Annotated in this window: 14 protein-coding genes; 12 read left to right on the forward strand and 2 right to left on the reverse strand. The window is 43.4% G+C overall.

Annotated features, from left to right (window positions below; all coding sequences use genetic code 11):
- Positions 1 to 8: 8 nt before the first annotated feature.
- Positions 9 to 2615: a xylan 1,4-beta-xylosidase gene (gene xyl3A / locus VK179_01475; protein ID HLO57389.1), complete on the reverse strand. Its 2607-nt coding sequence runs from the start codon at positions 2613 to 2615 to the stop codon at positions 9 to 11.
- A 101-nt stretch (positions 2616 to 2716) separates the two neighbouring features.
- A complete protein-coding gene (locus tag VK179_01480; protein ID HLO57390.1) occupies positions 2717 to 4369 on the reverse strand; it encodes a T9SS type A sorting domain-containing protein in 1653 nt (550 codons plus the stop codon).
- Between the two features lie 254 nt (positions 4370 to 4623).
- On the opposite strand from VK179_01480, the gene hypE reads away from it, so the two are divergent.
- The 12 genes from hypE to VK179_01540 form a co-directional block, all read left to right on the forward strand.
- A complete protein-coding gene (hypE, locus tag VK179_01485; GenBank protein ID HLO57391.1) occupies positions 4624 to 5637 on the forward strand; it encodes a hydrogenase expression/formation protein HypE in 1014 nt (337 codons plus the stop codon).
- Positions 5638 to 5731: 94 nt separating this feature from the next.
- A complete protein-coding gene (gene hypA, locus VK179_01490) occupies positions 5732 to 6079 on the forward strand; it encodes a hydrogenase maturation nickel metallochaperone HypA (protein ID HLO57392.1) in 348 nt (115 codons plus the stop codon).
- A gap of 139 nt (positions 6080 to 6218) precedes the next feature.
- Complete coding sequence (gene hypB / locus VK179_01495) at positions 6219 to 7046, forward strand: hydrogenase nickel incorporation protein HypB (GenBank protein HLO57393.1); 828 nt, start codon at positions 6219 to 6221, stop codon at positions 7044 to 7046.
- A 329-nt stretch (positions 7047 to 7375) separates the two neighbouring features.
- Positions 7376 to 7720 (forward strand): DRTGG domain-containing protein, encoded by a 345-nt coding sequence (locus tag VK179_01500; protein ID HLO57394.1) that lies wholly within the window; start codon positions 7376 to 7378, stop codon positions 7718 to 7720.
- A gap of 11 nt (positions 7721 to 7731) precedes the next feature.
- Positions 7732 to 8166 (forward strand): anti-sigma regulatory factor, encoded by a 435-nt coding sequence (locus VK179_01505; protein HLO57395.1) that lies wholly within the window; start codon positions 7732 to 7734, stop codon positions 8164 to 8166.
- Positions 8166 to 9518 carry a [Fe-Fe] hydrogenase large subunit C-terminal domain-containing protein gene (locus VK179_01510; protein HLO57396.1) on the forward strand — a complete coding sequence of 451 codons (1353 nt, stop codon included), beginning with the start codon at positions 8166 to 8168 and terminating at the stop codon, positions 9516 to 9518. The genes VK179_01505 and VK179_01510 overlap by 1 nt, the downstream gene beginning before the upstream one ends.
- A gap of 222 nt (positions 9519 to 9740) precedes the next feature.
- Complete coding sequence (locus tag VK179_01515) at positions 9741 to 10088, forward strand: hypothetical protein (protein ID HLO57397.1); 348 nt, start codon at positions 9741 to 9743, stop codon at positions 10086 to 10088.
- On the forward strand, positions 10075 to 10815 hold the full coding sequence (locus VK179_01520) for a PHP domain-containing protein (GenBank protein HLO57398.1): 741 nt from the start codon (positions 10075 to 10077) through the stop codon (positions 10813 to 10815). Before VK179_01515 ends, VK179_01520 begins: the two co-directional genes overlap by 14 nt.
- Complete coding sequence (locus tag VK179_01525) at positions 10812 to 11354, forward strand: ATP-binding protein (protein HLO57399.1); 543 nt, start codon at positions 10812 to 10814, stop codon at positions 11352 to 11354. Before VK179_01520 ends, VK179_01525 begins: the two co-directional genes overlap by 4 nt.
- A 94-nt stretch (positions 11355 to 11448) precedes the next feature.
- Entirely contained in the window at positions 11449 to 11847 is a 399-nt protein-coding gene (locus VK179_01530; protein ID HLO57400.1) for a (2Fe-2S) ferredoxin domain-containing protein, read from the forward strand.
- A 20-nt stretch (positions 11848 to 11867) separates the two neighbouring features.
- The gene (locus VK179_01535) at positions 11868 to 13661 is read left to right on the forward strand and encodes an NADH-quinone oxidoreductase subunit NuoF (protein HLO57401.1); all 1794 of its coding nucleotides are present in this window, start codon (positions 11868 to 11870) and stop codon (positions 13659 to 13661) included.
- A 12-nt stretch (positions 13662 to 13673) separates the two neighbouring features.
- On the forward strand, positions 13674 to 14744 hold a 1071-nt coding region (locus tag VK179_01540; protein HLO57402.1), incomplete at its 3' end, for a [Fe-Fe] hydrogenase large subunit C-terminal domain-containing protein.

Here is a 14744-nt window from a genome sequence, read left to right on the forward strand (position 1 = left end):
GACAGGGTTTACTGAATTTCTATTGTCAGTTGTTTTAAATCTTTATCATCAGAACTGTTTCCGTAGTAAATTATATACTTACCCGGAGTAACAGCCATCGCATAGCTTTTTGAGTCATAGAATTCAAAAGATGCCGGGGTAAGCTCAATTACAGCTTGCTGTGTTTTTCCGGAAGGCAGTTCGACCCTGCTGAATCCCCGGAGAGTTTTCAGCGGACCGTCATTATCTTCCTGCTTGCGGATATATACCTGGACAATTTCGGTACCGTTTCGTTTTCCTGTGTTCTGAACCGGAACAGTCAGTTGCACGGATTCATCTGCTTTAATGGCAGTTTTGCTCAATGAGGCATTGCCAATTGCAAAGGATGTGTAGCTGAGGCCATATCCGAAAGGAAACAGGTAATCAGTAGTATACCGGTAGGTGCGGCCTTTCATTGAATAATCTTCAAAATCACCCAGCTTTTCAGAATCCTTGTAGAATGTGACGGGCAATTTGCCTGACGGATTGTAATCACCAAATAGTACATCGGCAACTGCCCTGCCGCCTTGTTCACCCGGGTACCATGCCTGCAAAATAGCATCACAGCTTTCTGTTTCAGGAAGGTAGCCAAGAGCCGATCCGGAACAACTTACGAAAATTACTTTTTTACCAGCTGCCTTCAATGCTTTCAGGCAATTCCGCTGAACCGAGGGTAATTCAATGTTTGTGCGGTCGCCTCCTTTGAAACCGGGATAGGAAACAGGCATTTCTTCACCTTCGAGCTTTCCTGAAATCCCCCCCACAAAAACAACCACATCAATACCTTTCAGTTTATTGATCAGCGCGGTATAATCCACATCCATTTCTTTTCCGAAATCAAATTCTATGTTGGCCTGCCAGTTATTTAACTGGGCATAACGGATTTCTATTTTGTACTTTTTACCTGCTTCAACACTGAATGGAACCCGTGAAGGAAGCACGCGCCAGTTCTGATAATGTTGTACTGAAACCCCATTAACAATCAGTTCGAATGATCCGGCGGCACCTGTTTTGAACACCAGTTCTTCTGATACTTCAGGAACAAACTCGGTTTCGAACAAAGCCGAGAAGCCTTCGAGTTTCACCCCTGATGCAAACTCATGCTGACCGGCAGTTGTTTTTTTAATGGCATCGGTTACCTGCTGAGTGGCAACCACATCACCCTTCATATCGGGTGTATTCCAGTATGTTGCTTTAAAACCGGGTTTTCCTTCAAAAGAAACCTTCGGGAAATAACTGGCAGTTACCTTATCCTCTACAAGGTCACATCCTTTGTCGTAGAATATTTTATTTGCCGGGATTTTCGATTGGATTCCCTGCAGGATAGTAACGGTGTGAATGGGTGTTCCATTGTAGTTTCCCCAGAGCATCACTTCATCGTTTGCATTGGGACCAATGACTGCTATTTTTTTACCTGATTTTGACAGAGGCAGGATGTTATTCTTATTCTGGAGCAATGTCATCGTCTGCTGAGCCATCATGTAGGCCAGTTTCTTGTGCTGATCATTGTTAATGACCGAGGGCGGGATCTGTGCCCAGGGAACTATTGAATCGGGATCGAAATCACCCAGTTCAAAACGTCCGGTAAGTACCCGCAGGAGACTTTGGTTAATATCCTCTTCTTTTATTAAACCCCGTTGTACACCATCCGGAAGAGTTTTAAAGGGGTAGTTTTGCCATATGCATTCCACATCCGTACCGGCCAGCACAGCCTTTGATGCAGCATGAACAGGATTTGACGAAACTTTATGTGAAGTATAAAAGTCGGATACCGCACCGCAGTCAGAAACAACCATGTATTTAAATCCCCACTCATCGCGTAGAATACGTTGGAGTAACCGCGTGTTTCCGCAACACGGTTCATCATCCAGACGCTGATAGGCGCACATTACCTGCCTGACATCGGCCTGCTGCACCAACGCCTTGAAGGCCGGCAGGTAGGTTTCGTTTAAATCGCGGGGGCTCACGTTATTCAGATTCAGTTCATGGCGGCTCCATTCGGGACCCGAGTGAACGGCATAATGTTTGGCGCAGGCGAGTAACTTACGGTATTTGGCATCGGCCGGACCCTGCAATCCTTTTACAACCTGTACGCCCATCCGGGATGTCAGGTAAGGGTCTTCGCCATAGGTCTCCTGTCCCCTTCCCCATCTTGGGTCGCGGAATATATTAACGTTGGGTGTCCAAACGGAAAGACTCAGGAACCGCTTATTTTCATTGCCACGGCTCAGCCATTGGTTGTATTTAGCCCTTCCTTCATCGGATACAGCATTGAAAATTTCAAAAACAAGTTTGTCATTAAAAGATGCGGCCATTGCAATAGGCTCTGGAAATACGGTAACACTGTCGTTGTTGGCATAACCATGCAATGCTTCGCTCCACCAGTTGAATTTTTTAATACCAAGACGGGGAATGGCATCGGACTGGTCGCACATCAAGGTTGCCTTTTCTTCAAGGGTCAATCTTGATATCAAATCCTTTGCTCTTTCTTCCGGACTCAAATCCGGATTCCGGAAAGGAAGATTTTGGGCTGATGAAAGGAATGTAATGAATAAGCTGAAAGCTATCAAAAAGATTCTGCTATGAGTGATCCGCATGTTAAGGTTTTTAATGAATGAGTATCTGGTTCTATAATATTACCATCAGAAGCAGCGTACTACTCACATAATAATTGATAATTTTTAAAACTAAATAAGAATCAGGGATTGCTTTTCACCAGTTTCCTAATCTCGAAACCATTGGTTGTTTGAATTTTCAGAATATACATACCAGCAGGTAATGAAGACACATCAATTTGTGAATAATTTCCGGAAATTTTTTCAAAAATGAGAAAGTTTCCTTTCAGATCAATTATTGCTACACTGGTAATTTCTTCTTTAGATTCACCTTGTATGATAAAAAAGCCGGATACAGGATTCGGATAAAAGCTGATATTTCCTGCATTATTTTCAGGATATCCGGTTAATGGATCATACTGCAGTGAAGTAAGAAAAAAGTGCATATTATGATTATTTGATACTATAGGAAAAGGCAAACTAAAAATTGTTGCGGGTGGCAATGCATTTCCTGCCACATAAACAGACCTTCCGTTCAGATTTATATCTTCTATTCCTGACACATCGCCAATAATATGGTTTACGCTAATAAAATCACCTTGTGGTGAATATCTTGCCAAAAAGCTTCCGTGCTTGAAATCATTAAATACGATCATGGAATCTTCAAGATTAGTACTTCCGAAAACCGCCCAACTGCCTGGATAATATCCTCCTACGTAAATATAATTATCATCAGCAGCCACTGCTTTACTCTGTTCGTTTGTATTGCTAAATGTATTACTGGCAATCTGGTTAGCCCATTCTACTACTCCTTCGGGATTCACCTTGCATAAAAAACCGTGGAAACCCAGGAAAGCAGATTTAAAATTTGAAAAACAGACAGTATCATTATAAACGCCGGTCATGAACACATCGCCTGAAGCATTTACTGCAATTTTATTACCGCGATCATCTCTTTGACCTCCATAACCTTTGGCCCAAAGTACTTCACCATTTGCACTCAATTTGGCCAGGACAATATCTGTACCGCTAAAATAGTTTTCCGGATACGCAGGATTGGATCGCGAATTTAAATGGAAATCGCCGAATTGAATGCTGTCATTTTCACTGAATATTTCATAATATCCTGTAACATAAGCCTCACCATCGTCATTTGTTTGCAGGTCACTAAATTCTAAAGAAGCACCAAAAGGACTAATTTTTGATGATGTAAACCATTTGAACCTGCCTTCAGAATCATACTTCATTACAAAAGAATTGGTTTTATCCTTCTCTACATTATAAATGACAGTATCCTCAAAAGTTAAAGAATTACCAATGGTAAAATAGCGTCCGGTAATTAACAAATTATCATTCTTATCCACAGTTATGGATTTAAAGAAATCAATATCGTATGGTAATTCTTTATCCCATAATTGATTCCCGTTCATATCATATTTAATAATATGATGATTTAGCAGCGAAGGTTTATAAAATGTATATACCTCATATTTGCTATTCACGGCTATATCGTTGGCTTCTTCCCCGGAATTTTCCCGTATCCATCGTAAATTTCCTTCTTTATCAAATTGGGCGATAAATGAAAAATCGCCATGGGAAATTGTAGTATCCTTAATATAAACTTTGTCACCAACTGCATGGCCGGATATATAAATATAATTATCGGTAGATGCTACGGCAATTGCATTATTTTCAGAATAATAGGCGTCACCTGCACCAGTCGATATCCATTGAAGGTTCTGAGCATTAATAGAAGTTGAAAAAGCCACCAGGAAGAAAAGAATGTGGTATTTCATAATTGTAATGTGAGTTTATTGTTTTATTTTATCTAAGGTGTTTCTTCAGCATTGAAATCAGCATGTCTTTTTTCAGGGTTTTTTTTAAGATCCAAAATTGCTGTTACAATATCAATAGACTTGTTAAAGTTGCGTGTCATTAACCATGTTACTGTGAGAAAAACATTGCCTATTTAAAGTTAGTTTTTTTAGATTAAAGCGCAAGAATAATTTCACAATACGGCTTTTATATATCTTTACGAAAAAGCGGATACATGAACAAAACTATTCTGATAGGCCATGGCAGCGGCGGACTGATGACATCAGATTTAATCAGGGATGTATTCTTGCGGTATTTCAATCCCGGTGGACATGAGATAGCCACAGATTCGGCTATTCTGAATGTCCATGATTCATTATTGGCTTTCACAACCGATTCATTCGTCATCGATCCTGTATTCTTTCCAGGCGGTAACATTGGTAAACTGGCTGTGTGCGGAACCGTGAATGATCTGTCGGTTGCAGGTGCAGTGCCGCTATACCTGAGTGCGGGTTTTATAATCGAAGAAGGTTTTCCCGTCGAGAACCTTGAAGTGATTGTACGTTCAATGGCTGAGGAAGCTGCGAATGCCGGTGTGAAGATTGTTACAGGCGACACAAAGGTTGTAAAAAGGGGACAGTGTGACAAAGTTTTCATAAATACCGCGGGGATCGGAGTGGTTAAAAGGGAATTCGAACCGATTTCAAAAGGCCGGACCATTCAACCGGGTGATCAGATTATGGTGAATGGTTTCCTGGGTGACCATGAAATGGCTGTACTTGCCGCCAGGGAAAACCTCAGGTTCGAAGAACCTGTAACATCGGATGTAGCCTGTCTGAATTCGCTGATACAGATGCTGCTTGCAAAAGGTGTAAAGGTCCGTTTCATGCGGGATATTACGCGGGGCGGACTGGCAACTATCCTGGCTGAAATAGCTGACTCCACCGGAAACGGAATTCTTATTTATGAAAAAGATATCCCTATGCGGGAACAGGTAAAGGGCCTTTGTGAAATATACGGTTTCAATCCGTTGTACCTGGCCAACGAAGGTAAGGTACTTATGGTGGTATCCGCTGATACAGCCGGTATGGCCGTTGATCTGATGCAACATCATCCTCTTGGCCTTAATGCTTCACTTATCGGAACCATAACGGATCAGAATCCAGGAAAGGTGCTTATGAAATCGGTTGTGGGAGGCACGAGGATGGTGGATAAGATTGCAGGAGAGCAGTTGCCGAGGATTTGTTGAATGTTTGAGGTTTGAGCGTTCTCAATGTCGCTTACGTCCCATAGGTCATATAGGTCCCATTAACTAACAGCCTAATAGCCTAAATAGCTAATAAATGCACGAATTTTCACTTGTAGAGAATATAATAGAAATAGTCACTGAAACGGCAGAGAGAAACGGGCTTACAACGGTTGAATCCGTTGAACTGGAAGTCGGCGCAGCCTCAGGAGTGATCAGGGAAGCCATGGAATTTGCCTGGGAAGCAGCTGTGAAAGGCAGTGCTTTTGAAAGGACCCGGCTTATAATAAAGGAAATACCGCTTATTGTTTCCTGCAGTGTCTGCGGAAAGGAATACAGCCCGGTTGAGATTTACGAATCCTGTCCAGGTTGCGGTGATGTGAGTCCGAAAGTTTTAAGTGGAAAGGAATTGAGGGTTGCGGCGATTGAAGGTAGTTCAAAGTAGTTCCAATGTGGTTCCAAATGGTTCCAAAGTAGTTCCAAATAGTTCCAACGAGGTTAACCTTGAAACAACCTTGAAAAAACCTTGAAACAACCTTGAAACAAAATTCCAACTAAATTTGTCCTTATAAAATCAAACTTCTATGTGCGAAACATGCGGATGCGGGGATAACAGCGGATTCAGGATAATCGACCCTAAAGAGGAACATCATCACGGCCACGGTCACGCCCATGATCACGACCATCACCATGATCATGAACATGATCACCATGATCATAATCACTTGCACAGTCACGATCATGAACATCATACCAGCACCCGGATTCGGGTTGAAACCAACATCCTTCATGAAAATGATATGCTTGCCGAAAGGAACCGCGGTTATTTTGAAGCTAAAAACATCACTTGTCTTAACCTGGTGAGTTCTCCCGGATCAGGCAAGACAACCATTCTTGAAAAGACAATTATCAAACTGGCCGGCAAACAGGTATTTGTTATTGAGGGCGATCAGCAGACAAGCCTGGATGCAGACAGGATTGCGGCCACACAAGCACCGGTTGTCCAGGTAAACACCGGTAATGGCTGCCATCTGGATGCGTCGATGGTAAATAAAGCTGTTAAGAAGCTGAATCCTTCCGAGGGGGCACTATTGCTCATCGAAAATGTGGGAAACCTGGTTTGTCCTGCTTTATTCGACCTTGGAGAGAATAGCAGGGTGGTTATCATCAGCGTTACAGAGGGTGATGATAAACCTCTTAAATATCCCAACATGTTTGAAAGCGCTCACCTTTGTCTTATTAATAAAACCGACCTGTTGCCTTATGTTGATTTCAGCATTGAAAAAGTGAAAAAGAATGCATTAAAAATTAATTCTCACCTTGAATTCATCACCCTCTCCGCGAAAACAGGAGAGGGATTTGAGGAGTGGGTGAAGTGGATACTGGAGTGTTCGTCATTGCGAGGAGCGTGATAAAACAATGATTATAACAAAAGGTAATGTCGATGAAGCAATCTGCCCGCACAGGCAGGACGACGCTTAGACTCACTTGGTCAGGCCCTTCCTGTTCGGGCAGATTGCTTCGTCGCTGATATTTTTGCTATAATCAAAGTCAGGTCAAGCTCCTCGCAATGACGATCTCGTGTCCCGTATCCGGCATCAAATTAATTTAGAATCAGTATATATTAGCCTCTGAAATCGACTATTGTTATTTAAATAACAATAAAATTGTTATTTTTGTAACAGAATTTTTCAGCATACGTATAACGCGTTGTTGAAAGAGATTTTTCGAAGTTGGGAGCATGAAGATTGCCGAAATTATTGCACTTACTAATGGTAAACTGGTTTGCGGTCATCAGCCGTCAGATGCAGATTTAACCCACGCCTTTTCATCCGACCTGTTGAGTGATGTTCTAACGGTTAACAAAACCGGTATCTTACTTATCACAGGAGTTGCCAACCTGCAGACAATACGCACTGCAGAAATGGCTGAAGTGGCCTGTATCCTTCTTGTAAGGAATAAGAAGGTGACTGATGAAATGAAGAAACTGGCCGGAGAACTGGGAGTCACTATCATTGAGAGTCCCATTTCAATGTTTGGCGCCAGCGGAAAACTTTACCAGGGAGGGTTAAGACCATTATATTAGAGGATCGGCTTATGAAAGAAATGGCATTTGAGTTCCCGATTGAAGGCGGCGATTTTATCAAAGCCGGATCTGCTTCGAGCCAGATTAAAAAAATACTGAACCAGCTCAATATTGATCCTGCCCTCATCCGCCGCATCGCTGTGGCCACTTATGAAGCTGAAGTTAACGTTGTGGCGCATGCATACAAGGGTGTAATGAAAGTATTGATCAGTCCGGCCAGGATTAAAGTAAAAGTGGAAGATGAAGGCCCCGGAATTCCGGATATTGAAAAGGCTATGCAGGAAGGATATTCAACTGCATCTGAAAAAGTAAGGGAAATGGGATTCGGTGCGGGAATGGGTCTTTCGAATATTAAAAAAAACACCGACCACCTGGATATTCAGAGCCGGTTAAATAAAGGTACTGTGGTGGAAATGACAACGTACATACAACCCGTTCAGAAATAATGGCCTTTCATCATGCATTACATATTAATGATGAGTTGTGCATTGGTTGTACTCATTGCATGAAAGCCTGTCCTACCGAAGCTCTCAGGGTCAGGAGCGGGAAAGCCCGTCTTATACCCGAAAGATGCGTCGATTGTGGTGAATGCATGAGGGTATGCCCTGTAAGTGCTATATCGGTTGAGGAAGACGATTTCTCACGCATATTCAATTATGAACACCGGGTAGCACTTGTCCCTTCAGTCTTTATAGGGCAGTTTCCCCGAAATATAGCCACACGCAAAATTTACAGCGGCATACTCGAAGAAGGCTTCACACAGGTAATTGAAGTAGAACATGGCGCCGGTTTACTGATAAAGATTATCAATCAGTACCTCGAAAACCGTACGGATATCAGGCCTGTCATTTCATCATTCTGTCCGGCAATTGTCCGTCTGATCCAGGTGAGATTCCCTTCGCTTGTCGGAAATATCCTGCCTTACAAGGCACCGCTCGACCTCACAGCCATTTTCTACAGGAAAAAAATGGAAGACCAGGGAATAGAACCCCGTAAAACCGGTATATTTTATATTACACCCTGTGCAGCCAAAATAGCGGCTGTCAAAAGTCCGGTAGGCGAAGAAACAAGTCCCATTGACGGTGTCATCAACCTGAAGACACTTTACAACCGGGTATATTCAACCATCCGAAAGGAAGAAAAAGGGTATTGTCCCGTTCCTGAAAAAGAGCAGCTGATGCCCGAAGAAATGGTGTGGACACTGACGGGAGGAGAATCAAAACATATAAAAGGCAGATGCCTTGCTATTGACGGCATTTCAAACGCAATAGAATTTCTTGAAAAGCTTGAAAATGACACACTGGGCAATTTCGATTTCCTCGAAATGAAAGGCTGTGATGAAGGTTGTGCAGGCGGAATTCTTTCACTCACCAACCGGTTCCTGGTTTCAGAAAGGTTAAGAACCCGTGCTGACCAGTATTATATCGACAAGGAATCGGGCAAGATAGTGGATAATAAGTCGATTAAAAATTACTCAGACCATGTTCTTGCCAACGCTTCGATAGGAGAGGTTGAACCGAGGTCAATCATGAAGCTTGACGAGGATATGGTGCAGGCTATGAAGAAAATGCAGAAAATACAGAAGATCAAATCATGGCTACCGGGAATCGACTGCGGTGCCTGCGGTTCGCCAACCTGCCGCACACTTGCCGAAGATGTGGTTCAGCACCGGGCGCATACAAGCGATTGTGTATTCGTGGCCATCAAAGTTAAAGGCGGAGAAGGTATGAAACAGGTAGTTGATTTTACTGAGCAAACCTGGGGTAAGGACCGGTTCAGAAAGATGCTTCCGGAGTGAGGAAGAAGGAATGAAAGAATGAAGGAATGAAAGAATGAAGGAATGAAGGAATGAAGGAATGAAGGAATGAGGGAATGAAGGAAAGAAGAATGAGGGAATTAGTGATTAATGAAGAACCAGGAATACAAACCCTGACAGGGTTTAAGAAACCAGCACAGGGTGAAACCCTGTGAATCGAAGGACAGACCAAAAACAGCCCTGAAAGGGCGAAAGAAATATATAATGAATTTAGAAATCATAATAAACCAATTGAACCTGAAGGTTCTGGCCGGTAAGGAAAACACGGGCAGGGAAGTTAAAGGCGCCTATGCATCCGACCTTTTAAGCGATGTCATGGGCAAGGCCCGCGAAGGGTATGTGTGGATTACCATGCAAACACATAAAAATATCATAGCCGTGGCATCGCTCAAAGATATTGCAGCTGTAATCATTGTCAATGGTGGTAACCCTGATGAAGGCACGCTTGTGGCAGCTGCAGCCGAAGGAGTTGTTGTTCTAGGAACCCATGAAGCAGCTTTCTCCACCTGTGGCAAACTTTATAAAATCCTGGAAAGGGATGCAGTGGTTTAAAGCTGATCTTCATATTCACACGGTTCTTTCGCCTTGCGGCGGACTCGACATGAGTCCCGTGAGTATTATAAAACAGGCGGTTTTAAAAGGGCTTGACTTTATTGCTATCACCGATCATAACAGCACCCGGCATTGCCGGCTGGCGCAGGAGATCGGCAGAAAACACGGAATTACGGTGCTGGCAGGCGCCGAGGTAAATACGAAAGAAGAGATTCACTGCCTGACGTTCTTTGAAGATATGGACAAAGCATCAAAATTTCAGCAATATATCGATGAAAATCTCATGTTTATTGAAAATAAGCCAGAGATTTTCGGGTACCAGCTGATTGTGGACGAGGATGAAAACATCCTTGAAGAGGAAGTCCGTATGCTGGGTGCAGCAATGAATACAAGCATTGATGAAATATCGGAAGCAGTAGCCGCTCTTGACGGTATTTTTATACCGGCACATATCAACAGGTTGCACAACAGTGTATACAGCCAGCTGGGATTTTTACCACCGTCGGCTCACATTGATGCCGTTGAAGTTTCGCCGGTTGCCGATTACATGAAGTTCCTGGAAGAACATCCTGAAACAGGCCGCTTCTGTCATGTCAATAATTCTGATTCCCACCACATTGAACGTATTGGTCTGGTGACCACTGAATATTACATGGAAAAGCCTGATTTTAATGAATTCAGGATGGCCATCAGGAATGAGAACGGGAGAAAAGTGAGGTCAATATGAAGGATATTTCTTACCATATTCTCGATATCGTGCAGAACTCGCTGAACGCCGGTGCTGATAAGATTTTCACCGGAATAAGTGAAAATTCAGCGACAGGCAAACTGACGCTCACAATCCGCGATAATGGGAAAGGAATGAATGAATCGTTGCTGAATAAGGCGCTTGACCCGTTTTTCACCTCTTCGGTAACCAAGAAAGTGGGTCTCGGACTGCCCCTGCTGAAACAGAATGCAGAGCTTACAGAAGGCTCATTCACAATAGTTTCGGAAGAAGGAAGAGGAACAACAGTAACCGTGGTTTTCAACTACAGGCATATCGACATGATTCCGACAGGAGACATCGGATCAACATTCAAAACGCTGATTGCCATGAACCCTGAAAAGAATTTTGAATTCCGGTACGAAAAAGACGGGCAGGAATTCATTCTCGATACGGCTGAAGTCAGGGATATTCTTGGCGAAACACGTATTGACAGCCGGGAAGTGCTTAATTATATAGCTGGTTATATCAACGAAAACCAGGAGGCTTTGTCGCAGTAATTAAGAAACAGTTTAAATAGGCTTTGATACGCTTAAAATCATTGACAAGAAGAACTTTAGAACTTATATTCGCAAACTAAAATAAATTGATGGTATGGACAAAATAAAAAACCTTGCTGACCTGAGAAATCTTAAGGATAAGCTTCAATCGAAGACCAAACTTCGTGAAAAAAGCGAAGTACCTGAACAGATGATACAGGTTAAAGTAGCCATGGCTACCTGCTGCATTGCATCAGGATCGAGGGAAACCATGAACTACATTGTGGATGAACTGGATAAAAGAAATATTGATGCGGTCGTTACCCAGACCGGTTGCATGGGATATTGCTATGCTGAACCGACTGTTGAGGTTACTTTACCCGGCAAGGAACCGGTGGTTTTTGGCTACGTGGATGCCAGGAAGGCAGATGAGATCATTGAAAAGTACATCAAGGCAGGAACTTTGGTGGAAGGTATCATCCCGGTTAACTATCAGAAAATTGAAAATAATTAACAATAAGGAGGCAATTATCCATGGCGGATTATAAAATTCACATGCTGGTGTGTGGTGGTACAGGCTGTAAATCATCACAGAGCCAGATACTGGCAGAACATCTGCGTACAGAGATTAAAAACCAGGGCCTTGATGACTTCGCACAGGTTGTGGGTACCGGATGCTTTGGTTTCTGTGAAAAGGGACCTATTGTAAAAATAATTCCCGATAATACTTTTTACACCCAGGTAAAACCTGAGGATGCAAAAGAAATTGTAGAAGAACATGTGGTAAAAGGCCGCAAAGTTTCACGGTTATTATACAAGGATCCGAAGACTGAAAAGATCGTCATGGATTCCCGTGGCATGGAATTCTACAAAAAGCAGATGAGAATAGCTCTCCGGAATTGCGGTGTTATTGACCCCGAAAACATCGAGGAATATATCGCCCGCGACGGATATTCGGCACTTGGAAAAGTACTGACATCCATGACTCCCGAAGAAACAATCAATGTTATTAAGAAAGCAGGGCTCAGGGGCCGCGGTGGTGCAGGATTTCCTACCGGTCTGAAATGGGAAATCACAAGGCAGTCGCCCGGATCTGAAAAATACGTAGTTTGTAACGCAGACGAAGGCGACCCGGGTGCATTCATGGACCGTTCGATCCTTGAAGGTGATCCCCATTCGGTTATAGAGGCCATGGCTATTAACGGTTTCTGCACAGGCGCTTCAAACGGCCTTGTTTACATTCGTGCTGAATATCCGCTTGCCATTGAAAGACTTAAAAAAGCTATTGAACAGGCAAGGCAGTATGGCTTGCTCGGAAAAAATATATTCGGAACCGAATTCGGTTTTGATATTACCCTCCGTTACGGTGCAGGTGCTTTTGTTTGCGGTGAGGAAACCGCTCTTATTCATTCGATGGAAGGCGGCAGGGGCGAACCCACAATGAAACCCCCGTTCCCTTCGGTAAAAGGCTACCTGGGCAAACCCACCAACGTAAACAACGTTGAAACTTTCGCCAGCATTCCCGTGATCATTAACAAGGGCTGGGAATGGTACAATACAATCGGTACCGAAAAATCGAAAGGCACCAAAGTATTTGCCCTGGCCGGCAAGGTAAATAACGTGGGACTTATTGAAGTTCCCATGGGAATTACCCTGCGTGAAGTAATTTTTGAAATCGGCGGCGGAATAAAGAACGGTAAAAAATTCAAAGGCGTTCAGATCGGAGGTCCTTCAGGCGGATGCCTTACATACAAGCACCTGGATGTGCCCATTGATTATGAAAGTCTTATTGCTGCGGGTGCCATGATGGGTTCCGGCGGTATGATTATTATGGACGAGGATGATTGCATGGTAGACGTAGCTAAATATTTCCTCGATTTTACGGTTGACGAGTCATGCGGAAAGTGCACCCCGTGCCGTGTTGGCAACAAGAGGATGCATGAACTGCTTACCAGTATAACAAAGGGTAATGGAACTGAGGAAGACATAGACCGGTTGATAAACCTTGGAAATGTAATCAAGGATACATCACTGTGTATGCTCGGCCAGTCGGCTCCAAACCCGGTTCTGTCAATTCTGGATAATTTCAGGGATGAGTATGAAGCCCATATTCATGATAAGAAATGCCCGTCGGGTGTTTGCAAGGCCCTGATGCGCTATGAAATTGTTGAAGAAAACTGTTGCGGATGTACGGCCTGTGCAAGGGCTTGTCCGGTCGGCGCCATTACAGGTGAAAGAAAAGAAGTTCACAGGATTGACCCGGCACTCTGCATCAAATGCGGTGCATGTCTTGACAGATGTAAATTCAATGCAGTAATCGTAAATTAATTGTCTCGTAAAATGGAAATGGTAAAACTCACAATAGATAATAAACAGGTTGAAGTTCCAAAAGGAACAACAATTTACAAAGCCGCAAAGGAAGCGGGTGTTGAAATACCTGTGCTTTGCTATATGGATCTGAAAGATCTTAAGATTGAACATAAGCCGGGTGGCTGCCGTGTATGTGTTGTCGAAGTAGAAGGCCGGCGTAACCTGGCTCCGAGCTGTTCAACAGAGGTAAATGAAGGCATGATTGTAAAAACCCATTCGATCAGGGTACTGAATGCTCGCAGAACAGTTGTTGAATTGCTTCTGTCCGATCATCCGAAGGAATGTCTTACCTGTGCCAAATCAGGTAATTGCGATCTGCAGAATGTGGCTACCAAGATGGGTATCCGTGAAATTCATAACGAAGATATAGCAGAAATGTCGACCTATAAACCCGACTTTTCAGCCGCTATCATCCGCGATATGAACAAATGCATCATGTGCCGCCGTTGCGAAACCATGTGCAACGAGTTCCAGACTGTTGGCGCTCTTTCAGCCATCAACCGCGGATTCATGTCGGTTGTAGCGCCTGCATTTGAAATGGATCTTGAAGATTCAGTTTGTACCTATTGCGGTCAGTGTGTAGCTGTATGCCCGACCGGTGCCCTTACCGAGGTTGACCATACCCGCAAACTTATCCGCGATCTTGCCAATCCTTCAAAAACCGTGATTGTTCAGACTGCACCTGCTGTAAGAGCAGCACTGGGCGAAATGTTCGATTTACCTGCCGGCACACTGGTAACAGGCAAAATGACTGCCGCTCTCCGCAGACTTGGTTTCAAATACATTTTTGACACTGATTTCAGCGCCGACCTTACCATTATGGAAGAAGGTACTGAACTGCTCGTAAGACTTAAGAAAGCACTGGTTGACGGAGATGCAAAAATTTCGCTTCCGATGTTCACTTCATGTTCACCGGGATGGATTAAATTCATTGAGCATAAATATCCTGAATATCTTCCGAACCTGTCAACATGCAAATCACCCCAGCAGATGTTTGGTGCTCTTGCAAAAACATTCTATGCTAAAAAACGCAATATTGAT

This window comes from Bacteroidales bacterium, from assembly GCA_035299085.1.
GTDB lineage: Bacteria > Bacteroidota > Bacteroidia > Bacteroidales > UBA10428 > UBA5072.

Excerpts from the sequence above, each read along its gene's own strand:
- xyl3A (HLO57389.1), bottom strand. The coding sequence starts at position 2,615 with ATGCGGATCACTCATAGCAGAATCTTTTTGATAGCTTTCAGCTTATTC.
- VK179_01480 (HLO57390.1), bottom strand. The coding sequence starts at position 4,369 with ATGAAATACCACATTCTTTTCTTCCTGGTGGCTTTTTCAACTTCTATT.
- hypE (HLO57391.1), top strand. The coding sequence starts at position 4,624 with ATGAACAAAACTATTCTGATAGGCCATGGCAGCGGCGGACTGATGACA.
- hypA (HLO57392.1), top strand. The coding sequence starts at position 5,732 with ATGCACGAATTTTCACTTGTAGAGAATATAATAGAAATAGTCACTGAA.
- hypB (HLO57393.1), top strand. The coding sequence starts at position 6,219 with ATGTGCGAAACATGCGGATGCGGGGATAACAGCGGATTCAGGATAATC.
- VK179_01500 (HLO57394.1), top strand. The coding sequence starts at position 7,376 with ATGAAGATTGCCGAAATTATTGCACTTACTAATGGTAAACTGGTTTGC.
- VK179_01505 (HLO57395.1), top strand. The coding sequence starts at position 7,732 with ATGAAAGAAATGGCATTTGAGTTCCCGATTGAAGGCGGCGATTTTATC.
- VK179_01510 (HLO57396.1), top strand. The coding sequence starts at position 8,166 with ATGGCCTTTCATCATGCATTACATATTAATGATGAGTTGTGCATTGGT.
- VK179_01515 (HLO57397.1), top strand. The coding sequence starts at position 9,741 with ATGAATTTAGAAATCATAATAAACCAATTGAACCTGAAGGTTCTGGCC.
- VK179_01520 (HLO57398.1), top strand. The coding sequence starts at position 10,075 with ATGCAGTGGTTTAAAGCTGATCTTCATATTCACACGGTTCTTTCGCCT.
- VK179_01525 (HLO57399.1), top strand. The coding sequence starts at position 10,812 with ATGAAGGATATTTCTTACCATATTCTCGATATCGTGCAGAACTCGCTG.
- VK179_01530 (HLO57400.1), top strand. The coding sequence starts at position 11,449 with ATGGACAAAATAAAAAACCTTGCTGACCTGAGAAATCTTAAGGATAAG.
- VK179_01535 (HLO57401.1), top strand. The coding sequence starts at position 11,868 with ATGGCGGATTATAAAATTCACATGCTGGTGTGTGGTGGTACAGGCTGT.